Genomic DNA, 26476 nt, shown 5'->3' on the forward strand with positions numbered 1-26476 from the left:
TAAAACTGGCGACACGATACGAGACGCGTCTGTCCCGGCAAACCAAGTAATTCTTCGATGAATATGAACGTGCCGGTAGCATGGCCGCTGCCAAGGCCACGCATTGGCGCGATGTCACGCCGGGACAGCGGACGATTCGGAGAGTGCGTATTTCGAGGTCGCGAGGACCGCGGCGGGAACGGGGACATGAGCGCGCCGCAACAACGCGCCGCTGCGGAACATCAGCAGGTCGCCGGGTTCGCAGGCCGTCCACACTTCGTCGGTGAGCGGCGTGGTGGCAATCACCGCGGTGCGATCGGCCGGCGTGCCACGCTCCGCGAAATCCACCGAGAGGTCGCCGTCGACGAGACGCGCGCTGGAAAACGGCCAGTGACGTATCACGTACGAAAGGCGCGTCGAGCAATACGCGAATTGTGCCGTGCCGTTCGACAGCACGAAGTTGAAAATGCCATACGGGTTCAGCGTGCGGGTGGCCTGCTCGATCACGTCGAATAGGGCATCGACGTCGTCGACGTCCGCGAGCATCTCCGCTTGAGCGGCGAAATGCGTGTAGAGGCGATTCATGATGAAGCAGAAGGCCGCTTCGCTGTCGGTCGTGCCGACCGGCGCATAGGGCCCGTGTTCCGGCTCGTGCGCATCCCCGAGCGGTTGAAGGTCGCCGTTATGCGCGAACACCCATTGCTGCCCGCGCAACTCGCGCATGAACGGGTGGCAGTTCTCCACCCGTGCGCCACCTTGCGTCGCCTTGCGAATATGCGCGACGACATTGCGCGACTTGATCGGATAGCTCTTCAGAAACTCGGCCACCGGCGAGCGGTACGCCGGCTTTTCATCGACGAACACGCGGCAGGCGCGGTCTTCGTAGAACGCCACGCCCCAGCCATCGACATGATGGTCGGTGAGCCCGCCGCGAGCAGCAAAACCCGTCAGCGAGAAACTGACGTCTGTAGGTTCCGCGCAGCTAAGGGCGAGCAATTGGCACATGCTCGCAGACTAGCGTGTTTCAGGCGCCGCCGTTATAGCGAATCATGCTTTGCAAATCACCCGCGCACCGGCTCCCGAAAACTCTCACCTTTACCCGGATCGGGATGCGTGCAGTGCCTTAGCTTGCCAGCTTGCGGAACGTTTCCAGCACCGCGTCGCCCTTGAACGGCTTGACGATCCAGCCCTTCACGCCCGCCGCCTTGCCACGCTCCTTCATGGCCGGGCTGCTTTCGGTCGTCAGCATGATGACGTTGACGGTCGTGTTCGCGAGCTCGCCGCGAATCTTCTCGACCATCGTCAGGCCGTCCATGTTCGGCATGTTGACGTCGCTGATCACCAGCTTGATGCCGGGGCTGGCCTTCAGCTTGGCGAGGCCGTCCTTGCCGTCCACCGCCGTGTCGACGTCCAGACCGTTTTTCTTCAGAAAGCCGGCCACTTCGTCGCGCACCGTGCTCGAATCATCCACCACCAGAATTTTCGACATGTTTTTTCCTATGACAACAATCAGAACAGATCCAGTTCGCCCGCTTCGACCATTGCGCCGACGTCCTCGGTGACTTCCCTGAAGTCCTCCGGCGACCAGCTCAGGCTGAACACAAAACGTTGATGCAGCTTGACCGAGCGGCCCGAGCGCGGGTCCGTCAGCGAGTACATGAAACACAGTTGCGGATTGCCGGTGCCGAACGAGATGTACTTGTGCTTGTGATTCACCAGCAACGGCACCTGCACCTGACTGCGCAGCCAGGCATCCGCGTCGCCGATATAGCGGTTCTTGAACGAACCCCAGATCAGATTCGTCACTTCACCGAGCACGCCATTCAGATCGCGGAAGTTGGCTTCGCCGTCTTCCGCGCTCTCGCTTGTCCGGTAGCGATCGAGCAGTTCGAGAATCGGCGTCTCTTCCGCCTGCATCATCATGTAACCGCGGCACCACGCGCTCTCGAGCGGAATCAGGCTGAACACCTCGCCGAAGATGATCCGGTCGCGCACGATATAAGGCGTGTCGCACGTGATGCTCAGGTCCTTGAACACGTCGCCGAGAATCGCCTGCGTCATGTCGGCGATGCCGCGCACGAGCGCGTTCGGATAGTCCAGGCTGAAAATGTATTCGTCGATCACCTTGCGCAAGGGCGCCATATCGTGGGCGACGTAGGTCGCGCAGACAACGCGGCGCAAGCCCTCCGGCAGCCCTTCGAGACTGGGATCGGTATCGCGGCGCATGATGATCGGCAATTCCGGGCGCACCGCGTTGATCCTGATCGCGATCTCGGCGCTCGCTTCGGGCGAGCCGCCGTAGCCTTCGGCGAACAGCACCGCGCCCAGATCGATGTTCGAGCGCAGCACCGACTGCAAGCGATTTTTGCCGACTTTCACGCCGACCAGATTGTGCTCGTCGCAGAAGCGCTTCAACGCCTCTTTATGCACGGGGCAATCGTCCAGCACCAGCACCTTGCTGACCGGTTTGTTCATGTTCATTTCGCGTTCCTGCTCACTGCGGATATCGACGTCATGGTCAACACTCAGAACTCAAAACAACTCCAGCTCACCGCTGGATTCCTCGATCGCACTTGTGTCGGCGACGAAATCGATCGGCGCATGCGCGCACACGCAGACTGTCGCGGCAAGCTGCACGGAACCGTTCAGCGTGATCGAATACGACGACAGCAAACCCGGCTTCAATTCCGGCAGATGCCCCAGGCAACGCGCGCTCAATACGTAAGGCGTCGACATGCCGAGGTCCGGGAAGTAATGCAGCAGTTCCTGGTTCATCGCGCCGCAGCACAGATTGCAGATTTCCAGAAACACTTCCTGGAACGGGCGCTCGTCAGCCTCATTCAGGTAGTACTCACGGGTGCTGTCGTTCTCGTCGAAGCGAAGGATCAGCAGCAGCCTGAACATGATCGACGAGATGGTCAGCACGACCACCTGGGTGTCCTTCGTTGCGCCCATGCCGGCCTCGGCAAGCGGCGCGATCTCGCACGTATCGCCCGAGTCTCGCGGCAGGCGCGTTTGCGCCGCCTTGCGGAAAATGCGTTCGAAGCTGTCCTTCGCGTTGCCCGTAATCACGTCGGCACCTGGTGCAGCTTCGAGCGAAACTGGTTGGCGAGCGATTCGACGCTGGAAAGCGACGCCGCAATCATCTTGCCGCCGGCCTGGATGTCCTGGAACGTGGAGGTGGTGGTCAGATCGTTGCGGTGCAGGCTGTCGCGATAGCTTTTCGACAATTCCTCGGACCGCGCGGCCAGCGCCCGGACCTCGCTCGCCACTACGGCGAAGCCGCGTCCGGCCGGACCCGCGCGCGCGGCTTCGATCGACGCATTCAGCGACACGATCACCACATGCCGCACGATCGACGACAGCTCCTGATTCTTCGCGTGCATGTCGTGATTCTGCGTCATCAGCGAGATCATCTGCTCGTGCCAACGCTCGAATGTCGCGCCGAGGCTCTTCAGACGCGCGGCTTCGTTGGCGATCAGTTGGGCCTGATGCGCCCACTGGTCTTTGTCGTCGGCCGCCGCTTTCAGTGTTGCGCGCAGTTCTTCGACGCTGGCCGATTGCTGTCGCAGTTCTTCGCTCAACTGGGCGGCTAACGCCTCCATTTCCTGCGCGGCCTGCTCGCGTTCGCGGATCGCTGCACCGTGGTCAGCCTGTTCCGCCGAGAGCGCCTTGAGCCGCGCTTCGGCTTCGGCCGAGAGCCGCGCCGTCAGCCTCTTACCATGCAACTTGTGCAAGACAAATGCCAACAGCGCGGTCACCGCGCTGCCTGCCATCGCCGCCAATACATACTGTTGAATCACAACCTATCCTTCCGAAGTCCGTCGCGAAACGCGCGTCGATCCGCGTTCGCTAAACGTTCAATCCACCATCGCACCGACCCGCAGTTGGCCGGCGTCGCCACGCGCCTGCTCGCCCAGCGTGTCGACGGCGACGCTATCCGGCAGACAGACGATCGTCTGGAACTGACGGAACGATGCGCCCTTGTGATCGTCGGTGAAGCGCAGTTCGATGCGGCCGTTCTCGCGCTTGAGGAAATCGCGCACGGCGTCCATCCCCACGCCACGGCCCGACACTTCCGTGACCGTTGCCGCGGTCGAGAAACCCGGCCGGAAAATGAATTCGGCGATAGCTTCGTCGCTCAACTGTTCGTCGCTGCCGACCCAGCCGCGCTCCACCGCAATGCCGCGAATCCGCTCGAGCGCGAGGCCCCGGCCGTCGTCGCTGAGCGTGATCTGCAGCGCGCCGCTATCCACACCCACTTCGATATCGATCGTGCCGGCCGGCGTCTTGCCGTGCGCGCTGCGTGCCTCGGCGGTTTCGATACCGTGGTCCATCGAGTTGCGCAGCAGATGCATGAATACGTTGCTCAGCGTGCCGCCCGTCTGGCCGCGCAGACGGTAGCCGTTGTCATCGATGCGCACCGTCGGCGCCGGCTTGCCGAGTTCCTGCGCGAGCGAAGGCAGTGAATCCAGCACGCCGGATAGCGCGTCGCGCACACTTTCGCTGCCGAGCGCGCTCAAGGTCTGGCGCATTGCGTTGTGCATCGACTGCAATTCGTGGAGATCGCCGGCGTTGGTCTTGTCCAGCATGCTCAGGGTCTGCTGAATCTGCTCTTTCTCGACCATCACATAGCGGCCGGCATGGCCGGCGTTGTTCGCGCCGGCTTTGGCCTTGCGGCCGAGGCTCTGCTCGTTGATCCGCGCGTAGCTTTCGATCGCCTCGCGCACGCGAGTCAGCTCCTGCATCAGGAGGTCTTGATCCCATGAGCGATCCGCATCGGGTTGGCGCAGTTCGTGGTAACTCTGCTCGGTTTCGTGAACGACGTTCGTCAGGTGCGCCAGGTTGTAGGTACGCGCGTTGCCCTTGATGGTGTGCATGTTGCGGAACAGTTCGGCGATCGCTGCGTGATCGGCTTCCGAATGCTTGCGGATAATGCGCTCGTTCTCGCTGATGAAGCCAGCGGAGCTTTCGATGAAATGATGGAACTTCTCTTCGCTCACCGCGAGAATCTCGCCGATCATGTCGAGACGGCGGCGCTGTTCGCTGGCTTCCGCGGCGAGCTTGCGCAGTTCGGTGACGTCGCGCACACACAGCATCAACCGCACGATGATGTCGTTTTCGTCGGTAATCGCCGACCAGCTCAGGTCGAGAATCTTCACGCGGCCGTCGGCCATGCGCTTCGAAATTTCGCCCACCAGCAGGTGCTGATTGAACGCGAAGTTGATGCAGTCTTCGCCGAGGCACGCGTGCGCCGCCGCATCGACTTGCGAGAGCACGTCCGAGCCGAGATCGGTATCCGAGAACACCAGATCCATCAGACCACGCCCGGCAATGTCTTTCGTTTCGAAGATGTCTTCCAGGTACGCCGAATACTCCGAGTGGATCACGGCGCCGTCGACCACGGTCAAGATACCTTGCTGCATGTTCTGCAACATCGCCTGAATGTCGGCGGTCTTCTGCTTGAGTTGCGCCGAGCTTTCCTGGATCTTTTCGATCATGCCGTTGAAGGCGACGATCGAATGGCCGATCTCATCCAGCCGGCCCACCGGCACGCGGCGCGTGAAATCCTGGCTCGACGCGATCTCGCTCATCATCGCCTGCATGCGGCTGAGCGGACGGGTGATCTGACGGTAGAGCAGCGTGCCGATGAAGGTCAGCAGAATAATCGCGATACCGGTGACAGCGGCGATCGCCGTCGTCGTGGTGGAAAGCGTGGCGTTCAGCGCGGTGATCGCCTCGTCTTTCTGGCGGTTCTTCTCGACGCGCAACGTTTCGACGATGCCTTCGAGTTCGTCGCGATACTGCGCCACGTTGGCGAACAGATACGCTTGCGCGAGTTCGTTCTTGCCGTCGGCCTTCATTTTCGCCGTCTCGGCAATCGCGGAGAAGTAGTTTTCGAGACTCTCGTTGGCCTGTGAAACGAGACCTTGCTGGGCATGGCTCGCGGCGTCTTTGGCCTGCAGTGCGAGGGCCTGTTGCAACGCGGTCTTTTTCTTCTTCAGTTCGTCTTGAGCCTGGCTGACCATGTTGGCGTCCGGCGCGTAGACGAGGGTCATGGTCGCGAGTTGGACGTCTTTGACTTGCGAGACGAGGTCAGCGGAAGCGAGCGCGCTGGGCACGACGCCTTCGGTCACCTTGCGCACTTCGGCTGCGCTGCCGCGCGTCTGATACACCGCGTAGCCGCCGATCGCGGATAAAGCGACGAACATCAAGATAACCAATAGCGTGATGCGATGACGGATAGTCATGTGAAACCCCCGAGGGTATGGCCTTCGCGTCAGCCCTCGATAGGAGCGGCGCGTTTTTTTGCGAATTTGACTGAAGATTGCAGCGCTGCCGAGTATTGCTCGCACATGTTACTAAGCGATGACTACACGGTTTTTGCGGGCGCTCGGGAGTATAAATATTTTTCTAAAGTTTTTGATTTGAGTGCCGTTAACGGGCGGCCAATTTATTAGCTGCTTATACCCCATTTAGTTTCGCGTTAAGGCCGCTGATTTTCCGATTTGCTAATTGAATGGGGTCAATTGAACGGTAAATGCTTTGCGCCCGGCATGTCAGCGGATCGGTGACAGATTTTTCGATGCCTCACGTAGAGTAAGCGGCGACATGATGTCTTTGGAAGCGGAGAGAAAGGCGCGTACCGCCTCAGGTTCATGCCACGCGTAATCCCTCAACGCCCAACCGATTGCCTTACGGATGAAGAAGTCGCCTTCCGCAGCCAACGAACGCGCGTAGCCGAAAAGGCGCTCTTCGTCGGTATGTTCGCGCCAGCCGAGTTGATGAATCATCGCAATGCGCCGGACCCATAGCGATTCGTGCAGAAGTGCCGCATCCATCTCGGCCTGCACACCCGGCGTATGGATTCGCGCCGCTTTCAGAACGTCGCCGACCACACCCGCCAGCGGATCGATCGAATCCCACCAGGCGCTCCGCTGAGCGAGCGCCAGCAAGTGTGCGATGTCGGCCACTGCGAGCATCTTCCATTTGCGCGCCAACAGGTCGGACGCGACATACTGGAATTCGCGTTCCGGCATCGACCATAAGACATTCACGCATGCCAACAGATGACCGGCATTGTCCACAGGCAAGCGCTTGAATACCGGTAGTACCGCTTGCCGCCGCAACGGTGTCGGCACACCGATAAACTCGAAGTGGTCACGCATATAGGCGCGCATCGCGAGCGCGCGCTCAGCGTCGGCGTGCGGCGCGAGTGCCGCCTTGATTTCCTTGCCAAAAGCGCGGGGCGTCATCGAGGAAAGTGCTCCCTGAATGGAGGTGATTCGCAGGTAGCTGCGTTCGGGGCAGGCCTCCCGAATCTTCTCACCTTTGAGTTCAAAGTGCGCGCACAGGTAGTACTATTCTCACCGCACGCGCTCCCGAATCTTCTCACCTATGGTTTCTGGCTTCCAGCCCGATCGGGTGCTATGTGCTGAATGCTCAACGCTCAATGTTCAATGCGGGGCAGTAAATGGCCTTAACGACGACCTCCTGGGAATCCTCACCTTATGACTGGTGCGCGTTCAACATGGAAATTGCTCACCTCCTGGAATCGCTCACCTTTTGCGGGCGATCTCCTGGAACGTCTCACCTTGACGTGCTTTCTTGCTTCCGCGGTGCAGTTCTACTCCTGGGACAGCTCACCTTTGACGGAGTTGGCCACACCTCCTGGAACGTCTCACCTCTCGCCGACGTGAAGGTATGCACGGTGGAACGCCTCACCTTTCGTCGAGGCGCGACGTCTCCTGGAACACCTCACCTTTGTGCAAGGTGACTAAATTTCCTGGCGTTCCTCACCATTCAGCACGATGACGCCATCTCCTGGAATTCCTCACCATCCTGGAACCGCTCACCTTTGCGGCTTCACGGAAGACAGCTCCGGTACGCGCGGTGCGAGCGGCGTGCCGCCCCGGAGCTGGCCGGTCTGTTACTGCTGCGCATGCCGCGCTGCGTCCTCGATCACCGCCGCCACCTTCTGGGGCTGCGATTCGTACACTGAGTGGCTGGCACCCGGAATGACCGTGGTGTGGCTATGGGCTCGCGCGTAGTACCAGCGTTCGAGGTCGGGATTGATGATCTTGTCGTCGCCCGCGACGATTGCCCAGCTCGGCTTCGTGGTCCAGGCGGCGACCGTCATCGGCGCCGAAAACACCTGGGCCGCAGTCAGGATCTGCGCATGCGATTCGAACTGCGCGGTCTTGAGCGGCAGATCGGCGGCGAAGTCCTGCGGAAATACGGCAGGGTTCAGATACGTATAGCCGTCGCTGGTCTTTTCGATCGCGCCAGGCTGCTTCGAGGTATAGCTCGGCATGCCCTTGCCCAGGTCCGCTTCGTCCTCGCCGACCGCCGGCGCATGCGCCGCCACATATACGAGTCCCGCGACTTTCGCGTCCACGCCCGCCTCGGTGATCACCGAGCCGCCGTAACTGTGGGCGACGAGAATGGTCGGGCCGTCCTGCGTATCGATCAGACGGCGGGTGGCGGCGACGTCGTCATTCAGCGAGGTAAGCGGTTCCTGCACGATGCTCACGTGATAGCCGTCTTTCGACAGAATGTCGTACACCGGCCGCCAGCCCGAGCCGTCGACCCAGGCGCCGTGCACCAGCACGATGTTCTTCACCGGGCCGTTGCCGTTAGCAGCGGGAGCGGCGGACGTATCCTGCGCCATCGCGCCGGTCGAAGCAAACAGGCAGGCGCTGAGGGACAGCACGGAAGCGACATGGGGAAGCATTTTCATAGGGACTCCAGTTCGTAATGAGTGGGAATTTCGGCGTTGGTCAGCCCTTGCGGCTCGAAACGTTTGGCCGGGCAAGGGCTCCCTGTCATGGGCTCAGCTACCGAAGAACAGATTGCAATAGCTGACCGGGCCGACGCAGGTCGACTCCATGCCGGCGTGGCTGCTGCTGCCGCCACCGGCGGCCGAGGTGCCGCGCATCGGCACGCCGCCGTACGACTGTTGCGCCAGCTGTTTCTGCGCGCTGATCTTCGCTTCGGCTGCCTGAATGTTGGCGGGGTAGTCGATCGCGTCGCCGGCGCCCGGCGTGTAGCCGGCCTGTTCGACACGAACCAGATCGGCGCGCACCTGGGCACGGGTCAGGCCGGTATTCGTCTGGGCGAAGCCGAGAGTCGGGACAGCGAGGATGGCGGCAACAAGAGCGGCGCGGCGAAGAATGGTCGTCATGATTGAAAGATCCTTTGTCAAGAGAGAAAGTTGAGCGGCGTGTGTAGCGCGCTTCCGGTTTCAGTTCACCGGCTGTGTTGTGTTCCGGTGATGCCCATCTTCGTGGCCGGGGCCGCGCGCCGCCACCGGCGTGCGACGGAACGCCGATGGCTGTCGTGAAGCGTCTTCACGACGACGCGAAATGAATCGCGGCACGGATGCGCCCGGTGGCTGGCAGGTGTGGCCGGCCGGCATGAAGACCAGGCAAGAGCGCTGCGTTGCCCAACGCTACGATTTCTCCGGGCCTTCGCATGCGCCGAAGGGGCTTTTCATTTCGCGCCGCAGAGCCTGCATGTCGCGCCGCGTGCCCGCGTTTCGTCGCCTGCCACTTGATGCGGCAGGCGCATGAGGCGCACCATCGCACGAGCAACCTACAATCTTCGCGACCCGTCCCCGGAATCCGTCATGCCACGCTCCGCACTGCCCCTGCCCCCGTCTTTCTGGCGGGCCCTGCAGATTTACATGTTGACGACAGTCGGCTGCGCGCTTCTCTATAGCGTGCTGTACCGCGAGTCGTTCACGCAGGACCTGGTCTATGCGGCGTTCGTCGTGGCGATCACGCAGAGTCTGATCGTCAGCGGGCGCTATTTCATCGCCCAGTTGCTCGCGCAGCGCTCGCCGCAGCGCGAGCCCGGCCACCTGCGCCTCGCGCAGAACTGGCCAGGCTGGCGCTGGATGCTGCCGTGGATGATCGTGAGCGTGGTGATCGGCTACTTTGTCGGCGTTCGAATCGGCGATCTGCTGCTCGGCGTGCGCTATATGCCGATCACGATCGCGCACGACGCCCGTATGGTGACAATGAGTCTCTCGGTCGCGCTGGTGCCGGCCGGATTTCTGACATACGTGTTCTACGCGCGCAACCGCATGGCCGAGATCGAACTGCGCGCGGAAACCGCGCAGCGCACGGCGGCGGAGAGTCAGTTGAAGTTGCTGGAGTCGCAACTCGAACCCCACATGCTCTTCAACACGCTCGCCAATCTGCGCGTGCTGATCGGCCACGATCCACAACGCGCGCAGGGCATGCTCGACCATCTGATCGCGTTTCTGCGCGCCACGCTCGCGGCGTCGCGTGCGGGCTCACAACCGCTGTCGACGGAATTCGCGCGAATTGCCGATTACCTCGCGTTGATGCAAATCCGCATGGGGCCGCGCCTGAAAATACAGCTCGAGTTACCGGACGAACTCGCGAGCTGCGAGGTGCCGCCTTTATTGCTGCAACCGCTGGTGGAAAACGCGATACGTCACGGCCTCGAACCGAAGGTCAGCGGCGGACGCGTCGTGGTGAGCGCGCAGCGCGAAGCCGCGCAACTGGTGTTGACGGTGCGCGACACAGGCGTCGGCCTCGACGCCGAAGCGCAACACGGGGCGCGCTTCGGGCTGCAACAGGTGCGCGAGCGCCTCGCCACGCTGTACGGCGAGGCCGGCACACTCGCGCTGCGACCCGCGCTCAACGACGAAGACGGCACGCTTGCCGTGGTTACGCTGCCCTATTCGAGGAGTCATGCACAATGAAGACGACCGCCCTGATCGCGGAAGACGAAGCCCTGCTCGCCGCCAGTCTGCAAGCCGAACTGTTCGGTTTGTGGCCGGACCTGGAGATCGTCGCGATAGTCGGCGACGGCCAAAGCGCCACGGACGAAGCGCTGCGTCTGCGGCCCGACGTGCTGTTTCTCGACATTCGCATGCCGGGCATGAGCGGACTCGAATGCGCGCAGGCGTTGGCCGAGGAATGGCCGGACGACAGCAAGCCGTTCCCCCTGATCGTGTTCGTCACCGCCTACGATCAATACGCGGTGCAAGCTTTCGAGCGCGCCGCCTTCGACTACGTGCTCAAACCCGTGGAAGCCGCGCGACTCGACCAGACCTGTGGGCGGCTCAAGGCGCGCCTCGCGGAACGTGCGGCGGAACGTGACGCGCCAGGCTCTCTCGGGGTGATGGTCGAACAGATGCGCGAATTGCTGGCAGGGGTGGGGATCGAAAACGGCCAGGCGGCGGCGGAACGCACGCCGCTGCGCATCATTCAGGCGAGCGCGGGCAACACGATTACGATGGTGCCGATCGACGAAGTGATCTTCTTCGAAGCCGCCGACAAATACGTGCGGGTGGTCACGGCGAACCACGAGCATCTGATCCGCGCGTCGCTGAAAGATCTGCTGCAGCGACTGGACGCGCAGCAGTTCTGGCAGATTCATCGCGGTTCGGTGGTGCGTTGCGATGCGATCGCCAGCGCGCAACGCGACGAAACCGGCAAGCTTACGCTGAGCTTGCGCGGGCATCCGGCGCGGCTGGTGGTCAGCCGGCTATATGCGGACCGGTTTCGCGGCATGTGAGCCGCACTGCTCACCTGGGCGGCTCATTCGCCGTGAATTCAGCGCCGTTTACAACGCGAAAGCGGCCGCAGGGTCGTCTGTCGCGGTCTTTGCCGCCTCGCGTTTCATCGCGCGTATTCAAGCGGCAAGACTTCATGGACATGCAGCTCACCAAATCCGCCGACAACTCCGCCAACGACCTTGGTCGTCACGTATAGCGAATCAGAACTTCACCTTCACCTGAAACCCGATCGTGAACGGAAGATTGTCCGAGGGAATCGGTGGAATCACAATGAAGTTGGCGCCGACGCGCTTGTATTCCACCATCACGATCGGCGCGACCACCGGTCCGATCGTGTGATCGCGACCCAAGCCCCAGTTGCCGTAGTTATAGCCCGAGATGATCCCGCCTATTGCCGCGATCCGCACGATGCCCCAGTGCGCAAACTCGGGCGCCCAGACGCCGCCGCCGTAATACGAGGGCCGTCGCAGCGAGTTGCGAAAACCGCCGGCGGTCAGCGCCCATTGATTGTTGAGCCAGCATTCGACGCCCAAGCCCGGATTGAATTGCTCGAAATGGGTATTGGGGTCCGGATTGATGTGATACGAACCGAGCATCGCGTCGACCCATACGCCGCCTTCGCACCAGTTGCCCGCATGCGCCGCTGACGCCACCGCCATGCTGGCAACGAGCGCTACGGCGGTACGCCGAATGTTCTTCCTGATCTGCCGAAAATGCATGGGTTCTCCGCCACCGATCGAGCGCCGGTGTCATCTACGTTCTGGTTATTTCCGCTTGCCGTCCGTCGCGCACTGTACCTCAACCCGCACGGGCGATGTGGAGGACACGCTCGGACACGCGGGCACAGCACGTGCCGCACGGCGCAGATGCAACCATAACGGACAACCGATGGCAGAGCGGTGAACAACCGGCGGATGTTCACCTTCAATGTTGGAGGAGGGCCTAGAGGCCGAGGTCGGACAGGCCAGGATGGTCGTCGGGACGGCGGCCGAGCGGCCAATGATAGAGACGGTCGGCCTCGCGGATCGGCAGATCATTGATGCTGGCATGACGGCGCGCCATCAGCCCGTGTTCATCGAACTCCCAATTCTCGTTGCCATATGAACGGAACCAGTTGTTCGAATCGTCGTGCCATTCGTAGGCAAAGCGCACGGCGATGCGGTTATCCGTGAATGCCCAGAGTTCCTTGATCAGGCGGTAGTCGAGTTCCCTCGCCCATTTGCGGCGCAATAATCCGACGATCTCCGCGCGGCCATGCGTGAATTCGGCGCGATTGCGCCAGACGCTGTCGGGGGTGTACGCGAGCGACACGCGCTCGGGGTCACGCGTATTCCACCCGTCTTCCGCGGCGCGCACCTTCTGGATCGCGGTTTCGCGTGTGAACGGCGGGAGGGGTGGGCGGGTTTCGATCGGGTTGGCCATGGTGGCTCCTCATTCAGTTGCAGCGCGCCGGGATGGCGCTCGTTTGCGTGGAGACTTAATCGCGGATTGCCCCGCGGATTGACCCGCGAGCGGCTTCGGTTCGCTTGCGGACCCTGTATCGAGCAGGGCTTCTGCGGCCGTCCGCGCGTCGAGCGCGGCGTCGGCCTCGCCGCTCACCAGCGCCACGGCGATCGCGCCGTCGAGCAGGATCAGCCATTGGCGCGACAAGCGCGCGGCGCCGCGAGCGTCCATACCCGATTCGGCGGCGTATTCGTCGCACTGGCTTCGCACGAAGGCGAGCAGGCGTTCCTTGTGTTTGCGCGCGACGATCCGGATCGGGTCGTCCGCGGAGGCAATTTCACCGGCGGCGTTCAGAAACGCGCAGCCATGAAAATCCTCCGACGCAAACCATTCGCGCAGCACGTCGAACATGCCGAGCAGGTGTTTGCGTGCGGTCTTGCCATGTTTCAGCGTGCCCGCGATAAACCAGTTCATCCAGCGCTCATCGCGCCGCTCCAGTGCGGCGACGACCAGTGCATCTTTCGATTCGAAATGCGTGTAGAAACTTTTGCGCGCAGTGCCGGACTGTTTGACGATCGCATCGACGCCCGTAGCGTGGATGCCGCCGGCGTAAATCAACGCCTCCGCCGTGTCGAGCAGCCTTTCGCGCGCGCTTCCCGGCGCAGCCGATTCAGTTGGGTTTTGAGTAGCCATGTGCGAAGGGTAGAACGATCATTCTCCTTCGTCAAGTTTTTGTGCGCTTTGGCGGATTGGGTACGCTTGCTGCTATCGTATTGACGATCGATCCACTGGAACGAATCTCATGAATCGCTCTACCCTTCGCGCGATGTTTTTACCCGCACTGCTCAGCACCACGCTGCTGACGGCAGTGGCCTGCACGCCTGTGCGCGTGCTCACCCACACGGTAAGCCAGAACGAGACGCGCGTGCCTCCCGGACATTACGAGCTGGACCCGGATCACACCAGCATTACCTTCGACATCGACCACTTCAAATATTCGCGCTTTACCATGCGCTTCGACCGTAAGCAGGGCCAACTCGACTGGAACGAAGGCGGCCTGGACCGGAGTAGCGCGACAATCACGATCGACGCCGCGAGCATCGACACGAACGTGCCGCTCCTCGACAAGATGGTGAAAAGCGCGAGCATGCTCGACGTGTCGCGTTATCCGGAGGTACGCTTCACCAGCACGCGCTTTGAGCGCACCGGCGAATCACGCGGCACGTTGACTGGCGATCTGACGATTCACGGCGTCACGCAACCGGTGACGCTCGACGTGACCTTCAACGGTTTCGCGCCCGATCCACTGACGAAAAAGGACACGCTCGGATTTTCCGCGGACGGCAATTTCAGCCGCGCGAAGTTCGGTCTGGCGACGTGGTACCCGGCTGTGGGCGACGATATTCATGTGCGCGTTCAGGCCGAGTTCGTAAAAACGCCCGCAGGCGCTTGAGCGCGGTGCGGGCGTTTCGTTTTCGCTTTCGTTGGCGTGGGTTCGCTTCGCTGGCTGCTATCGAGCGCGCCGTTTTTTATCTCACGCGGCCGTCCAGTCGAGAATCACCTTGCCGCTCTCACCTGAGAGCATCGTGGCAAATGCTTCCTGATAATCGTCGACCTTGAAGTGGTGCGTGAGGATCGGCGACAGGTCCAAACCGCTTTGCAGCATCGCGACCATCTTGTACCAGGTCTCGAACATCTCGCGCCCATAAATGCCCTTGATTTCGAGGCCCTTGAAAATAACCTGGGTCCAGTCGATCGCGGTCTGCGCGGGCGGAATGCCGAGCAGCGCGATCTTGCCGCCATGGTTCATCGCTTCAAGCATGCTGGTGAACGCGCTCGGCACACCGGACATTTCCAGCCCAACGTCGAAGCCTTCAGCCATGTGCAGGTCCGCCATCACGTCGCGCAACGATTCGCGCGAGACGTTCACCGCCCGCGTCGCGCCCATCTTGCGCGCAAGTTCGAGCCGATAATCGTTGACGTCGGTAATCACCACATTGCGTGCGCCGACGTGTTTCGCAATCGCTACCGCCATGATGCCGATCGGCCCGGCGCCGGTGATCAGCACATCTTCACCCACCAGGTTGAACGACAGCGCCGTGTGCGTGGCATTGCCGAACGGATCGAAGATCGCGGCGAGATCGTCGGAGATTTCAGGCGGAATCTTGAATGCGTTGAACGCGGGAATCACGAGGTATTCGGCAAACGCGCCTTCACGATTCACGCCGACGCCTACCGTATTGCGGCACAAATGGCGGCGTCCTGCACGGCAGTTGCGGCAGAAGCCGCAAGTGATATGCCCTTCGCCCGACACGCGATCGCCGATCGCAAAGCCGCGCACTTCCTGACCCATTTCGACGATTTCACCGACGTATTCATGGCCGACATGCATCGGCACCGGAATCGTCTTTTGCGCCCAGTCGTCCCATTTCCAGATGTGAATGTCCGTGCCGCAGATCGCGGTGCGCGTGATGCGGATCATCACGTCGTTGTGACCGACTTCGGGCTTCTTCACATCCGTCAGCGTGAGGCCCGGTGCGCGTTCGAGTTTTGCCAATGCCTTCATGTGCGCCTCCGCCTCAGATGATTCCGAGTTGACGGCCGACACGCGCGAACGCGTCGACGGCTCGATCGATTTGCTCCGGCGTGTGCGCGGCGCTCATTTGCGTGCGGATTCGCGCACGCCCTTTGGGTACGACGGGGAACGAGAAGCCGATCACGTACACCCCTTCCTTCAGCAACGCATCAGCCATGTTCGATGCAAGTTGCGCGTCGCCCAACATGACCGGGATGATCGGGTGTTCGCCGGGCACAAGCGTGAAGCCGAGCGCGCTCATCGCGTGGCGGAAACGCGCGCCGTTTTCACGCACGCGCGCACGCAGTTGCGCGCCTTCTTCGCTGGCGAGCAACTCGAGTACTTTCAGCGATGCGGCGGCAATGCTCGGCGTTAGCGTGTTCGAGAACAGGTAAGGACGCGAGCGCTGACGAAGCAGATCGACAATCTCCTGACGCGCGGCGACATAGCCACCGGATGCGCCGCCCAGTGCTTTGCCAAGCGTGCCGGTAATGATGTCGACGCGCGAAAGCACGCCGCAATGTTCCGGCGTGCCGCGCCCATGTTCGCCGACGAAACCAACCGCGTGGGAATCGTCGACCATGACCAGGGCGCCATAGCGGTCGGCCAGATCGCAGATGCCGCCGAGGTCGGCGATGATGCCGTCCATCGAGAACACGCCGTCGGTGGCGATCAGCTTGAAGCGCGCGCCGGCCGCATCGGCTTCCTTGAGCCTGGCTTCGAGATCGGCGAGGTCGTTGTTCTTGTAACGAAAGCGCTTCGCCTTCGAGAGGCGCACACCGTCGATGATGCTCGCGTGATTCAGTTCGTCGCTGATGATGGCGTCGTTTTCGTCGAGCAGCGTTTCGAACAGACCGCCGTTCGCATCGAAACAACTGGAGTAGAGGATGCAGTCGTCGGTTTGCAGGAAGGCGGCCAGCGCTTTTTCGAGGTCTTTGTGCACGGTTTGCGTGCCGCAAATGAAACGCACCGACGCCATGCCAAAGCCGTCGTGATCGAGGCCAAGCTTAGCGGCCGCGATCAGTCGCGCGTCGTTGGCCAGACCGAGATAGTTGTTCGCGCAGAAATTCAGCACGTCCGTGCCGTTCGCGAGACGCACGTCGGCCGATTGCGGGCTGGCAATCACGCGCTCGTTCTTGTAAAAACCGTCAGCGCGGATCTGCTCGAGCGTGCCGCGCAGATGGGCGAAGTAAAGGTTACGCATGAACCAGACTCCTGAAAGGGTGGTGCGCTCCGACACGTCAGGCATCTGCTGGTATCCGCGGCATGTTCGGCGTCGAGGCGGCCTGCTATAGTCGGCTGTCAGTTTTATCGGATATTTTCGTTTTTCCGAACTAAAATCCGGTATGTCGAACAACTCTAAACGATAGGTCAGTAAATGGCAAGTTCGGGAAACCGCCGTGCAGCAGCCAACACGGCCCCTCCTTCCAGCGCGGGCGCGGTCCCGGCGATCGCAGCGCCGCCTCGTGTCGGCGAACAGATTCAGCGTCTGCGCGCCGAACGTCGCATGACGCTCGACGACCTGTCGCGCGCGGCCGGCGTGTCGAAATCGATGCTCTCGGAAATCGAACGCGACAAGGCCAATCCGACGATTGCGGTCGCGTGGCGTCTGACGAATGCGCTCGGTGTCAGTCTCGATTCGCTGTTCGCGCCGCAAAAGGCGCCGGAGGCGATTGCGGTCTCCGGTCCGCACGACATCCCGACTTTGAGTGGGCACGAAGCCAAGTATCAGTTGCGTGTCTGGGGACCGATCGAGTTGGCCGGCAAGTTCGAGTGGTACGAACTGACGCTGCAGCCGGGCGGGGCGCTGGTGTCGAACGCGCACGAACCCGGCACGCGCGAACATCTGACGGTGCTGCAGGGATCCATCGACATTGAAGCGGCGAGCACGACGAAACGGCTCAAGGCCGCGGATACCGCGCGCTATGTCGCCGACGAACCCCATGCGATCCGCAACGCCGGAAAAGGCGAGGCGAAAGCATTGCTGGTGGTGATTCACGGCTGACCGACGGGCGCACCGTAGCGGGCTTTTGGCGGAATTATCCGTTCGGCTGAGGTTGCACGAGACACTGTATATTTGTACAGTACAGGGTATCGACTGGAGCCGATAATGAACGACCTGACGACCGACCAAGCCGAGCATGCTCTGGCCGCGCTGCGTTATCAAACCGCGGCGCGCGATCTTGAACACATCGTGCGCAACATCGCTGCGCGCTATATCGTCCAGCAGGTGCCGCTCTCGTGGCGCCTGCTCCATGCGATCGAGGCCGAAGCCCTGGCGGATCTCGGGTTTGCCAGCCGGCACGACGCCATCATGCTCGGCCTGTTCCAGCGGCCTTCCGAGTTGCCCTACCCGGAAACAGACGAAGCGGTGGACTTCGGCACCTCCACCGCATTGCCGGCGGTATTTGCGTTCGCCGTCTCGGCCTATGAAGAGGCAGCACGCCGCGCCGTGCAACCTGAGTCTAAAGACGCTCCGCTAAAACACGCGCGGGCGTGGGGCGACTGACTTTAAACGCCGCACTTTCATCAGTTGCCACCTACAATATGCGCAACTAACGGAAAGATAGCGTATGTCCCCTCCTCATCTGTCCGACCCGGTTCCGCGCCCTGCGCCGTCAACCGATCTCTTCGATCGTGAACGTGAAGACTGGCGCCACGATCCCCAGATCGCCTTTGACGCCTGGCTTGCCAAGCAGCATTTCAGGCGCTCTTCCGCTGAAGTCTATCAAGCTCAGTGGGGACTTTTTCTCGACTGGCTTGCCGTTCGCAAGAAAAGTCTGGTCACGGTCGATACGCAAACGATCGCTGAATTCGTGGGCGGCCTTGCGATCAGAAAACCGCAACGTGTCAGATATCTGCGGCTCATTGAACGGGTACTGGACCATGTTCGGGAAATCGAATCCGCATCGACCAATCCCGCTCGTTTCATTGCTCAGGATGGCGAAGCAGCATGGCGCAATGCACGTGACAACGAGCCGACGGGTTTTCTCAACCACGCCGAACGTGCCGCGCTCATTGCTCACCTGTTTTCGCCCTTGCCTGCCTTATCCGTGGCGCAGCGCTGGAGGGAGCGGCGCGATCGCGCGCTGATCGCGGTGTTTCTAGGTGGCGGACTAAAGACAGGCGAGGCCGCGGCGCTTACAGTTAGTTGCGTGAGTGCGGGCTCGCCATGGGTCACGATCGAGTCCGCGAATCCAATGCTGACACGGCGTACCCGGCTCACGCCTTTCGCGGCGGCCGTTCTCGACTCGTGGCTTGCTGAAAGGCGCCTTTCCGAATTGGCGGGCAATCTGGTCTTTCCCGCTTCACCTTCGGGACGACCAATGCACAAGGCAACCATGCTGCGCGCAGTCGACGCGTTGATCGACGCAGCAGGCATTGCCGCGTCGCGAACATCACGAGCGAGTCCGCAAACCTTGCGCAACACTTTTGCCGCAGATCTATTCGAGAGTGGGGGCGAGGCGGAACTGGTCGGGCAGTGGCTGGGATTTGTACAGGCAGTGTCCGCCAACCGTTTATACCGGGCATGGCAACGATGGATGGATCAACAGGATTCGCCTATTGTCGGTGAACCGGATCCCGCCGCTCCGCCAATGCCGACACCTCGGCGTGACGGGCGTTTGACGAGAAAAGGGTGATCCGGCGGGTCCTGCAGATACTCACCCTTGAGGTCCCGAATTTCCTCACCTTTAGCGATTTCGCCGCTATGACGATCGCGCCGAACCGTCATGCCGACGCAGTAATCGAGCCGCTCGACAAAAACCGGCTAACCGCTTCCAGCCTTGATTCGCCAAGCCCCGACGAGTGATCGCACTCCGGACATTGCAATTCGAAGCGGAGATCCACTTGAGATAACTCGGGCTCACCTTCTTGACATTTGGGGCAGCGCAGCGGAAGCGTGACATGACCGTCCGCTGCCGTGCCGATCGCGGTCAGTTCGTCTGGCGTGAGCCTGCCTGCTTCGACTAACGCACACAACAGAGCGGCGATCGCCGGGTCGATACCCTGTTGGCCGCGCAGCAGGGCGATTTCTTTTGTCAAAGCATCCACTTCGTCCGATTGCTCGCGCAGTTGCGCGTCGAGCCGGTCGCCGCGTGCCTTGGCGGCGGCAATCTGCTGGATAAACTCAAATTCCTTGCGACTGGCTTCACGCACCCCTGACTGATAGGTCGCCGCCATGCTGCGCAGCGAATCGAGCTCAACCAGCATCGGCTTCACACGCCGCTCAGCTTCGGCGACAGCGTCTTTTATCTGTTGGGCATAGTGCTCGGTGCTTTGCCGCAATTCGACATGCAGAGCATCAATTCGGTCGCGGAGCGTCGCGTTGGTCGTTTGTTCTGCTTCGAGGCGCTGACGCAGCGTTTCGTTTTCGCTGTCGAGCCGACGCACCGTTGCGAGCAGGCCTTCCTGGTGAGCGGCCCCATGCGTCGCAGTGCTGGAAAGCTCGGTTTCGAGTGCTCGGACCCGTTCCCATGCGGCTTCGGCCCTCAACTCGCTGCGCCTGATCGCTTCTTCCGACACGTCGCGGCGAATTTCGGCTTCCCGCAGGCGTTGATCAGCTGCGGTGATTTGTGCCTGCATTTCCTGACGTTCGGCGTCAAGGGTCGAACGAGCCTGGGCGACGGCTTCTTCAAAGAGCGCACCCAATAATTCTCCAGCGCGGTCTTCCAGTGCTTTCGGGATCGCACCGGCACCGACTTTTACGCGCGATACCGTTCTGATGCGTTCCCAGAAGTGATCGATATCCTTGGGGATGTCGCTGGCGCTGCCTGTTTGGGTCAAGTCACGAACCGCAGCCATGGACGGCCGGATCCCCAAATCGAAAAAAAGTCGCTTGCAGGCGTGCAGCGACAGTTCTTGCCGTCGCGCGCCGCTTGCCCTCAACGATTCAAGCTCGTCACGGATTGCTTGACGCTCCTGGTCCAGATTCATAGGTACCTCGATATCGCTCAAATTGGATGAATCATAACAATTTACGTAGTGTTTGCTACGAATTTGTTTGTAGTGAGCGTTATTTGTCTGATTGGTGTGTTCTAGGGCTGCCAATAGACGAAGCGATTGGGGCAAGCCTCGTTTTTCCGTGAAACAAAACGAAGATTAGCCAATAAGCCGTTGTAAATAAAGCAGTTTCAGTAGTTTCTTTCTGATCGCGCACTGTTTCACGGAGGTGTGATGGCGGCTGACGGGTGGAAAGGTCTTGTCCGAAGGACACGCGGGGGAAATTCTAGAGAGTAATAAAAGTAAACACCTTTGAACCCATGTTAAAAACGTTAACGCCATGGCAAACCCTTATCTGGCGGGTGTTTCAGCCCGGTAAGGTGAAGCTTTGCGGGAGAGGTGGTGAGGTCTTGCGGGGGCTTTGAGTGATGAGGTTCGGGGGCCTCGGTGAGCGGGTGCGGGACAGAACGTGAGCGGGTTCAGGAGCCACCCCAAAAGGGCGGTTTGGCTAAAGGTGAGATTTTGCGGGACCTGAGCGGCCGGGATCGCCCGGCAGTACTCAAAAGTCGGCGTTAGGCGCTGAGACCTTAAAGGTGAGCGCTTTCGGGACTCTCTTGGATTCCATTTTTTGCCCTTATTTCGACCTCGTAAACCCTATTGGTGAGACAAGACGGGAGAAAACGGGAACCGAAGGTGAGGCTTTCCGGGGCCAAGGCTTCATTTTTGCCTCAATTTTGTGCATTCCGCTGCTTAAGGTGAGGGTTTTCAGGAGCTGAGCCCGATTTCGACGGAAATTTCTCCGGCTGTGCCGAAGAGGGTCTCGGTCGGTGCCAGACAAAGGTGAGCGAATTCGGGAGTCCGGGATCGGCGCGATCCCACGTTCATCAAATGACCTGTTTTGCGCCAAAGGTGAGGTTTTTCGGGAGGCTTTTGGGGCACTGGAGATTGCTAAGGTGAGGAAATACAGGATCGAAATCGCTGCAACAGGCCGGAAAAGCCCTACGGACGCTGTCGGAGTAGTTTCGATTTTGCAGCTGCTGAATTCCTAAGGTGAGGTTTTTCGGGGCCCTTCCTACTGAGGCCGGAAGCGCCGGATTTCGTTGAAATGCAGCTAAAGGTGAGGATATACGGGAGCGTGCTCGGGATGTCCGACGCGCCACTGCCTTATAACTTAATGAAATCATTGAATATTTTTTGTGCGCTGCGCAAAGGTGAGGTTTTTCGGGGGACTGTTTTTGGGGCCCGGCAAACCTCCTTCCGGCTCATGGGTGAGGTTTTTCGGGACCACTTATCGGTGCTTTTTTAGGTCTCCAGGTCTGGAGGCCGCGTCGTTTCGAGCGCTCGACACAGGTTAAGGTGAGCTTTTTCGGGGACATTTGCCCCAACCCGGATATCGCGCTTGCGTTGCCAGGTGCCGTCAGTCCGTCTGCTCAGTAGGGCAACTGGCTGATCCAGATTGACGTGTGGCGATTGAGGTACGTATCTCCGCGCGCCGAAGGCTCGATGATCGCGTTCGACAGACATGGATACCGGTGGGCTGCGCTGCAACGCACATGTGGACAGGCCGCGCCGTACGCCTGCTGGGCCCTTCCCCTCGCCTCTCAGCCGGAATCGACTGGAGCGCGTTCGTGTCATTGGCTCGATGCGAGAGCGCCCGCTCGTAGCGTGTGCATAACCAAAATTCAAGAGAACTTTTTGAGGTGAGAAGATTCGGGATCAAATAGCTGCCGTTCGCGACGGACGGGAATCGGTCGGTATTTCGGGATGCCGTGACCTGTAAGGATGCCCTGAACCTGGTGCGAAACGAGTGAGGTGAGAGTTTTCGGGAGTTGCTCGAGGTGAGTCGCACCTCGTAAGCTCACTTCACCGGGAATGGTGAGACCCATGCTATAGACGTGTATCACCACAGCCGGTATGCTCTCGCCAAATCCCTCCTCGACCAGACGCATGGCCACGAAGCGCGCGAAGAAGACAGATGTAGTCAGCCCGAGCTCGGCCGAATTACGCAAGGCCGTTGAGGCGATCGCTATCCAGCCCAAAAGCGGCAAGATCACGCTCCTCACCCGCAAGCTGTTCAACGTTCTGCTTGCGGTCGCTCAGCAAGCTGACGAGTCCGGTGACACTTATCGGGCCTTGCTGTCCGACATCGTCGCCAATTCGGCCTTCGATTCGAACGACACGGCACTCGTCAAGGAGCACTTGCGACGCATGGTGTCGGTGCAGGTCGAATGGAGCACGGGCACGTCCAGCCAGAAGCCGGGCCGGAAATGGGGTATCTCCACGTTGATTGCCGACGCGGAAATTCTTGAGGATCCCACTACTCGCCGCGTCTGGGTGGAATTCTCGTTCGCCCCCAAGATCAAGAAAAAGCTGCTCGATCCCGTTCAATACGCGCGACTGAGTCTGCAGTTCCAGAGCCAGTTGCGCAGTAGCGCGGGTCTCGCCCTTTACGAAATTTGCGTTCGCTACCTGACTAACCCGAGCCATCTGACGATGCGCGAGACATGGGAATGGTGGCGCCCTATCCTCTCCGGCACCCCCGATACCGAAGCCGGCGACGAGGCCAAGCGCGAGTACAAGTACTTCAAACGCGATTACTTGCGCCCCGCCATCGCCGAAGTGAATGCGGTCACCAACATCTTTGTCGAATTGATCGAACACCGGGAAGGGCGGCGGGTCGCCGAGATCCAGTTCCGCGTGACCGAGCGCAAGCAGCCGATGCTTGCACTCGACGAGCACCCGAATGTGTTTGACAGCACCCTGGTCGACCGAATGGTGAAGATCGGCATTCCGTTGAAAGAAGCGCAAACGCTGTATGCCGACAGCGAAGAAAACCGGATTCGCGCGGCGCTGCAGATGACCGAGCAACGCATGCGCAGCACGTCTTTGCCGCCTGTGCGCAGTGCACCGGCTCTGTTCAAGGACGCGTTGAAGAAGGGCTATGCACCGCCGGTCGAGGCGCTGCCGTCCGCTGGCGGCAAGGCCGCAGTGGCCGCGCCGGCAGACGACTTGAAAGCGCGTCTGCTTGGCGAGTACTCGGCGGTTCGCCGCAAGGAAGCGCGGGAGCTCTACGAGGAGCAAGGTGAGTCCGAGCGGGAGATCGCCCGGAAGTCATTTGAGGACGACGAGTTGCCGGGTCTCGGCACTCATATGCGGGACGACTGGCGCCGTCGTGGGCTGGATTCGAAGATCGTCGAAACGGCGTTCTTCGATTGGCTGGCTCGCAAAACGTGGGGCGAACCCACTGATGGCGATCTGCTCGCCTTCACGCTGAGCCAATCGCGCGCGGCGTAATCCGGTCATCAAGAGAAACGGCGGCGCACTTTCGTGCGCCGCCGTTTTTTTCCCCGCGGAAAATTTTCGCTCTGCTACTTCAGCATCTTCTCAATCTGACGAAGAATGTCGTCACGCTTTTCACGCGTAAGACCCTTCAGGCGCAGTTCGATTCGATCATCGCCATACGATTTCAGGTCGCCGACAGCAACTCCTCCAAGCTTGATTTCCAGACGCTGCGCGTACCGCTGACGCCCCGCCGGCTTGGTACTTTCCTGTGCGCTTGCTCTGCCCTTTACGATGTCCGCGACTTGTCGCGTGCTCAGGTCGTCCGAGAGGATTTTGTTGATCAGGCGTAGCGTGGCATCGGCGCCGCGGGCAGTGTGATAGCGGCCCACCTGATACGCCATGTTCGAACCAAAGCGGTCAGGCCTCGCGACCATCTCATGCATTACCGCCTCGGGTAGCTTTGCAATCGACAGCGCCACGGCGACGGTCGATTCGTCCAGGCCAAGATGTTCGGCAAGCTCCTTCTGGCTCTGGAAATGCCGATCGTCGAGGAAGCGTTTCCAGACGACCGCGTTGTCGAACACCGTCTGTGAGTCGCGCTGGACGTTGAGGTCATAGCCGAGCTTGTAGCTTTCGAGGCCGATCGGCAGATCGATCACGATTGCCTTCACCGATTCCTTGTTCGCTTCCTTGAGCGCCCGGACACGCCGGCCGCCGTCGCTGACGAAGTAGGTGCCGGGATTGTCGTAGTCGGGAATGACGTGAATGGCCTGCTGCTGTCCCTGCTTTGCCAGATTGACAGCAAGCTCCGCGATCGACGATTTCAGATAGAAATGGCGCGGGTTGAACGGGCTAGGTTTGATCGTTTTGAGCGCTAACTCGATGACCTGGCCCGGACGGTATGCGTGCTCGATCCGCCACGCGCGATAGGCTGCTGACTCGTTGGCGGTATCGGCAGCGTCGACTTCTGCGACGTCCTGCGGGGTCATCGGCTGGATGGTGCGGCTCGGCACATCACCAGTCTTGACCATGTCGTCGATCGCATTCAGGCGGTCGAGGGCGGTTCGCTTTTCGCTGCTGGTCGTATCAGGACGTGCTTGAAAGCCTTTGGCGAATTGGGAGGGTTTCATTCAGGGTCCTTTATGCGCATAAATTCAAGGGAGCAGGGCTGCGATCTCGTTGGCGCACGCCCGTACTTCGATGGCGGCGAGCTTGGCGCCGCGATCGTTCATTTGGAGCACCGTTTGCCCTAACGCCATCGCCTGTTTATAGGCTTCGCGCGTCGGGATCTGGGTCTTGAGCAGAGGGAAGCCGAGTTCTTCCAACGCGCGCTTCAGTTCGCGCGTCAGCATCCGTTTCTCTTCGGTCTTATTCAGCAGAAAGACTGCGCGCAGGTCTTCGTTCATTACCTGGGCTTGTTGCACGAGCTTCACCAGTCCGACGCTCGACCAATAGTCGGCGGGCGACGACGACGTCGGCATGATCGCAACGCTCGCTGCAAGCAGCACGACGCCGGACACTTTCTCGGTGATGGAGGGCGGGCAGTCGACGACGATGATGTCGTAGTCAGCCACGAATTTCTTGATCTCGCGATGGATCTGGCTGCCGGCTTCGGAGAGATTGACAACTGGAAAGGGGATGCCGGTTTCGCCGTCGGATGATGCGCTGGCCCAATGGATCAGCGTGTTTTGACCATCTGCGTCCACGACGAGGACGCGCTTACCCTTCTCATGGAACGCAGCCCCGAGATGCATCGCGATTGTGCTCTTCCCGACCCCACCCTTCTGCTGAGTTACCGCGATGATTTCTGCTGCCACAATCTTAACCTCCTCTTTTTAGACGCAAATGGATTTTACCTGGATGAATTCTCATTTCAATCGTTTTTGTGTAAACGCGAGAAGAATTAGTCGTTCGGGTTAGGTTTATGCGCATAAAGAAGGTGAGCATGGTGAACGACAGCGCGCGGCAGGGATGAAGCGCGATCAGTGGTAACAAGTTGGTGGCGTCTGGGAGATGTCAGACGGTATGAAGCGGCGAAAAGGGAAGTGGCTACGGTTGAGCACGGTGCGGTTGGCACCCTCGGACATAGCTTCAGTCGTACCCGGATTCGACGCAGCCCATGTGAGCTAGATCTGGTCTTGTCATATCGTGCTTTTACGCGGCCCAGTTGCTGGCGATAAGGTTCGCCTGCGGGACGCTATCGTGTCAGCGAGCCAGTTCGCCTGGGCATCTTTATGCGCATAAACCCGTTGCGCCCTGCTCACGTCGAGCCGCTGCCGTTGCGAGGGTTGACCACACGGGCCAGTATGATTTTGTCGGCACGGCACGGCACGGCACGGCACGGCACGGCACGGCACGGCACGGCACGGCACGGCACGGCACGGCACGGCACGGCATTGGGGACTGGGACTGGGGCGAAGTCCGCTTTGATGCATAGAGGGGCCAACCGCCACAGCATACGAAGTGAAGCATTACGCCGAGTGACCTATGCGGTCCTTAATCACGTGGCGACGAATTGCCACCTGCACTTTATGCGCATAAACCGAATACCCCGATCCGCCAACAGGCAACGCGCCTGTCCCAACCAGGAGAAACTCAGCGCCCCTCACACCCGCCTCAACCAGTGATTCACCTGCTCCTCCAGCACCCGCTAGAATCTCCACAAGAAGCGTCACGCCACCCAATACCAACACCGCCTACTC

Annotated in this window: 24 protein-coding genes; 7 read left to right on the forward strand and 17 right to left on the reverse strand. The window is 60.5% G+C overall.

Features of this window, described 5'->3' with window-relative positions; translation table 11 throughout:
- Nucleotides 1-114 precede the first annotated feature (114 nt).
- From HWX91_RS01435 to HWX91_RS01475, 9 genes are all read right to left on the reverse strand, one after another.
- The gene (locus tag HWX91_RS01435) at nt 115-984 is read right to left on the reverse strand and encodes a class II glutamine amidotransferase (protein WP_052660709.1); all 870 of its coding nucleotides are present in this window, start codon (nt 982-984) and stop codon (nt 115-117) included.
- A gap of 118 nt (nt 985-1102) precedes the next feature.
- The gene (locus HWX91_RS01440; RefSeq protein ID WP_028196001.1) at nt 1103-1468 is read right to left on the reverse strand and encodes a response regulator; all 366 of its coding nucleotides are present in this window, start codon (nt 1466-1468) and stop codon (nt 1103-1105) included.
- A 20-nt stretch (nt 1469-1488) separates the two neighbouring features.
- A complete protein-coding gene (locus tag HWX91_RS01445; RefSeq protein ID WP_028196000.1) occupies nt 1489-2460 on the reverse strand; it encodes a chemotaxis protein CheX in 972 nt (323 codons plus the stop codon).
- Between the two features lie 51 nt (nt 2461-2511).
- A complete protein-coding gene (locus HWX91_RS01450) occupies nt 2512-3051 on the reverse strand; it encodes a hypothetical protein (RefSeq protein WP_028195999.1) in 540 nt (179 codons plus the stop codon).
- A complete protein-coding gene (locus HWX91_RS01455) occupies nt 3048-3782 on the reverse strand; it encodes a methyl-accepting chemotaxis protein (protein WP_028195998.1) in 735 nt (244 codons plus the stop codon). The genes HWX91_RS01450 and HWX91_RS01455 overlap by 4 nt, the downstream gene beginning before the upstream one ends.
- 57 nt (nt 3783-3839) lie before the next feature.
- Nucleotides 3840-6230, reverse strand: coding sequence for an ATP-binding protein (locus HWX91_RS01460; RefSeq protein ID WP_028195997.1), 2391 nt, complete (start codon nt 6228-6230; stop codon nt 3840-3842).
- Between the two features lie 309 nt (nt 6231-6539).
- A complete protein-coding gene (locus HWX91_RS01465; RefSeq protein ID WP_028195996.1) occupies nt 6540-7235 on the reverse strand; it encodes a DNA alkylation repair protein in 696 nt (231 codons plus the stop codon).
- Nucleotides 7236-7909: 674 nt separating this feature from the next.
- Nucleotides 7910-8719 carry an alpha/beta fold hydrolase gene (locus tag HWX91_RS01470; RefSeq protein ID WP_028195995.1) on the reverse strand — a complete coding sequence of 270 codons (810 nt, stop codon included), beginning with the start codon at nt 8717-8719 and terminating at the stop codon, nt 7910-7912.
- 93 nt (nt 8720-8812) lie between these two features.
- Nucleotides 8813-9163 (reverse strand): DUF4148 domain-containing protein, encoded by a 351-nt coding sequence (locus HWX91_RS01475; protein WP_028195994.1) that lies wholly within the window; start codon nt 9161-9163, stop codon nt 8813-8815.
- 501 nt (nt 9164-9664) lie between these two features.
- Here HWX91_RS01475 and HWX91_RS01480 point away from each other — a divergent pair.
- Nucleotides 9665-10714 (forward strand): sensor histidine kinase, encoded by a 1050-nt coding sequence (locus tag HWX91_RS01480; protein ID WP_081833022.1) that lies wholly within the window; start codon nt 9665-9667, stop codon nt 10712-10714.
- Nucleotides 10711-11532 carry a LytR/AlgR family response regulator transcription factor gene (locus HWX91_RS01485; protein ID WP_028195991.1) on the forward strand — a complete coding sequence of 274 codons (822 nt, stop codon included), beginning with the start codon at nt 10711-10713 and terminating at the stop codon, nt 11530-11532. Before HWX91_RS01480 ends, HWX91_RS01485 begins: the two co-directional genes overlap by 4 nt.
- A gap of 201 nt (nt 11533-11733) precedes the next feature.
- Here HWX91_RS01485 and HWX91_RS01490 read toward each other — a convergent pair whose 3' ends face one another.
- From HWX91_RS01490 to HWX91_RS01500, 3 genes are all read right to left on the reverse strand, one after another.
- Nucleotides 11734-12252, reverse strand: a complete 519-nt coding sequence (locus tag HWX91_RS01490) for a hypothetical protein (RefSeq protein WP_028195990.1) — start codon at nt 12250-12252, stop codon at nt 11734-11736.
- A gap of 223 nt (nt 12253-12475) precedes the next feature.
- Nucleotides 12476-12955, reverse strand: a complete 480-nt coding sequence (locus HWX91_RS01495) for a nuclear transport factor 2 family protein (protein WP_025496743.1) — start codon at nt 12953-12955, stop codon at nt 12476-12478.
- A 9-nt stretch (nt 12956-12964) separates the two neighbouring features.
- Nucleotides 12965-13669, reverse strand: coding sequence for a TetR/AcrR family transcriptional regulator (locus tag HWX91_RS01500; RefSeq protein WP_025496742.1), 705 nt, complete (start codon nt 13667-13669; stop codon nt 12965-12967).
- Nucleotides 13670-13778: 109 nt separating this feature from the next.
- Between HWX91_RS01500 and HWX91_RS01505 the strand changes: the two genes are divergently transcribed.
- Complete coding sequence (locus HWX91_RS01505; RefSeq protein WP_028195989.1) at nt 13779-14429, forward strand: YceI family protein; 651 nt, start codon at nt 13779-13781, stop codon at nt 14427-14429.
- A gap of 81 nt (nt 14430-14510) precedes the next feature.
- On the opposite strand, the gene tdh is transcribed toward HWX91_RS01505, so the two are convergent.
- Nucleotides 14511-15542: an L-threonine 3-dehydrogenase gene (gene tdh / locus HWX91_RS01510; protein WP_028195988.1), complete on the reverse strand. Its 1032-nt coding sequence runs from the start codon at nt 15540-15542 to the stop codon at nt 14511-14513.
- 13 nt (nt 15543-15555) lie between these two features.
- Nucleotides 15556-16755, reverse strand: coding sequence for a glycine C-acetyltransferase (locus tag HWX91_RS01515; protein ID WP_028195987.1), 1200 nt, complete (start codon nt 16753-16755; stop codon nt 15556-15558).
- A gap of 174 nt (nt 16756-16929) precedes the next feature.
- Here HWX91_RS01515 and HWX91_RS01520 point away from each other — a divergent pair, with 174 nt between their 5' ends.
- From HWX91_RS01520 to HWX91_RS01530, 3 genes are all read left to right on the forward strand, one after another.
- Nucleotides 16930-17556 (forward strand): helix-turn-helix domain-containing protein, encoded by a 627-nt coding sequence (locus HWX91_RS01520; RefSeq protein ID WP_025496522.1) that lies wholly within the window; start codon nt 16930-16932, stop codon nt 17554-17556.
- 105 nt (nt 17557-17661) lie between these two features.
- Complete coding sequence (locus tag HWX91_RS01525) at nt 17662-18060, forward strand: DUF2471 family protein (RefSeq protein ID WP_025496523.1); 399 nt, start codon at nt 17662-17664, stop codon at nt 18058-18060.
- A 64-nt stretch (nt 18061-18124) separates the two neighbouring features.
- The gene (locus HWX91_RS01530) at nt 18125-19192 is read left to right on the forward strand and encodes a tyrosine-type recombinase/integrase (protein ID WP_028195986.1); all 1068 of its coding nucleotides are present in this window, start codon (nt 18125-18127) and stop codon (nt 19190-19192) included.
- 88 nt (nt 19193-19280) lie between these two features.
- Here the strand turns inward: HWX91_RS01530 and HWX91_RS01535 are convergent, their stop codons facing one another.
- Nucleotides 19281-20486 (reverse strand): DNA-binding protein, encoded by a 1206-nt coding sequence (locus HWX91_RS01535; protein ID WP_028195985.1) that lies wholly within the window; start codon nt 20484-20486, stop codon nt 19281-19283.
- 1953 nt (nt 20487-22439) lie between these two features.
- Between HWX91_RS01535 and HWX91_RS01540 the strand changes: the two genes are divergently transcribed.
- Entirely contained in the window at nt 22440-23786 is a 1347-nt protein-coding gene (locus HWX91_RS01540) for a replication initiation protein (protein WP_028195983.1), read from the forward strand.
- A gap of 74 nt (nt 23787-23860) precedes the next feature.
- Here the strand turns inward: HWX91_RS01540 and HWX91_RS01545 are convergent, their stop codons facing one another.
- Nucleotides 23861-24904, reverse strand: a complete 1044-nt coding sequence (locus HWX91_RS01545) for a ParB/RepB/Spo0J family partition protein (RefSeq protein ID WP_028195982.1) — start codon at nt 24902-24904, stop codon at nt 23861-23863.
- 24 nt (nt 24905-24928) lie between these two features.
- On the reverse strand, nt 24929-25591 hold the full coding sequence (gene parA / locus HWX91_RS01550; RefSeq protein ID WP_028195981.1) for a ParA family partition ATPase: 663 nt from the start codon (nt 25589-25591) through the stop codon (nt 24929-24931).
- Nucleotides 25592-26476: the final 885 nt, after the last annotated feature.

The organism is Paraburkholderia fungorum, from assembly GCF_902833645.1.
GTDB classification, from domain to species: domain Bacteria; phylum Pseudomonadota; class Gammaproteobacteria; order Burkholderiales; family Burkholderiaceae; genus Paraburkholderia; species Paraburkholderia fungorum.

Coding starts and splice junctions, on each gene's coding strand:
- HWX91_RS01435 (WP_052660709.1), bottom strand. CDS start 984: ATGTGCCAATTGCTCGCCCTTAGCTGCGCGGAACCTACAGACGTCAGT.
- HWX91_RS01440 (WP_028196001.1), bottom strand. CDS start 1,468: ATGTCGAAAATTCTGGTGGTGGATGATTCGAGCACGGTGCGCGACGAA.
- HWX91_RS01445 (WP_028196000.1), bottom strand. CDS start 2,460: ATGAACATGAACAAACCGGTCAGCAAGGTGCTGGTGCTGGACGATTGC.
- HWX91_RS01460 (WP_028195997.1), bottom strand. CDS start 6,230: ATGACTATCCGTCATCGCATCACGCTATTGGTTATCTTGATGTTCGTC.
- HWX91_RS01465 (WP_028195996.1), bottom strand. CDS start 7,235: ATGACGCCCCGCGCTTTTGGCAAGGAAATCAAGGCGGCACTCGCGCCG.
- HWX91_RS01470 (WP_028195995.1), bottom strand. CDS start 8,719: ATGAAAATGCTTCCCCATGTCGCTTCCGTGCTGTCCCTCAGCGCCTGC.
- HWX91_RS01475 (WP_028195994.1), bottom strand. CDS start 9,163: ATGACGACCATTCTTCGCCGCGCCGCTCTTGTTGCCGCCATCCTCGCT.
- HWX91_RS01480 (WP_081833022.1), top strand. CDS start 9,665: ATGTTGACGACAGTCGGCTGCGCGCTTCTCTATAGCGTGCTGTACCGC.
- HWX91_RS01485 (WP_028195991.1), top strand. CDS start 10,711: ATGAAGACGACCGCCCTGATCGCGGAAGACGAAGCCCTGCTCGCCGCC.
- HWX91_RS01490 (WP_028195990.1), bottom strand. CDS start 12,252: ATGCATTTTCGGCAGATCAGGAAGAACATTCGGCGTACCGCCGTAGCG.
- HWX91_RS01495 (WP_025496743.1), bottom strand. CDS start 12,955: ATGGCCAACCCGATCGAAACCCGCCCACCCCTCCCGCCGTTCACACGC.
- HWX91_RS01500 (WP_025496742.1), bottom strand. CDS start 13,669: ATGGCTACTCAAAACCCAACTGAATCGGCTGCGCCGGGAAGCGCGCGC.
- HWX91_RS01505 (WP_028195989.1), top strand. CDS start 13,779: ATGAATCGCTCTACCCTTCGCGCGATGTTTTTACCCGCACTGCTCAGC.
- tdh (WP_028195988.1), bottom strand. CDS start 15,542: ATGAAGGCATTGGCAAAACTCGAACGCGCACCGGGCCTCACGCTGACG.
- HWX91_RS01515 (WP_028195987.1), bottom strand. CDS start 16,755: ATGCGTAACCTTTACTTCGCCCATCTGCGCGGCACGCTCGAGCAGATC.
- HWX91_RS01520 (WP_025496522.1), top strand. CDS start 16,930: ATGGCAAGTTCGGGAAACCGCCGTGCAGCAGCCAACACGGCCCCTCCT.
- HWX91_RS01525 (WP_025496523.1), top strand. CDS start 17,662: ATGAACGACCTGACGACCGACCAAGCCGAGCATGCTCTGGCCGCGCTG.
- HWX91_RS01530 (WP_028195986.1), top strand. CDS start 18,125: ATGTCCCCTCCTCATCTGTCCGACCCGGTTCCGCGCCCTGCGCCGTCA.
- HWX91_RS01535 (WP_028195985.1), bottom strand. CDS start 20,486: ATGAATCTGGACCAGGAGCGTCAAGCAATCCGTGACGAGCTTGAATCG.
- HWX91_RS01540 (WP_028195983.1), top strand. CDS start 22,440: ATGGCCACGAAGCGCGCGAAGAAGACAGATGTAGTCAGCCCGAGCTCG.
- HWX91_RS01545 (WP_028195982.1), bottom strand. CDS start 24,904: ATGAAACCCTCCCAATTCGCCAAAGGCTTTCAAGCACGTCCTGATACG.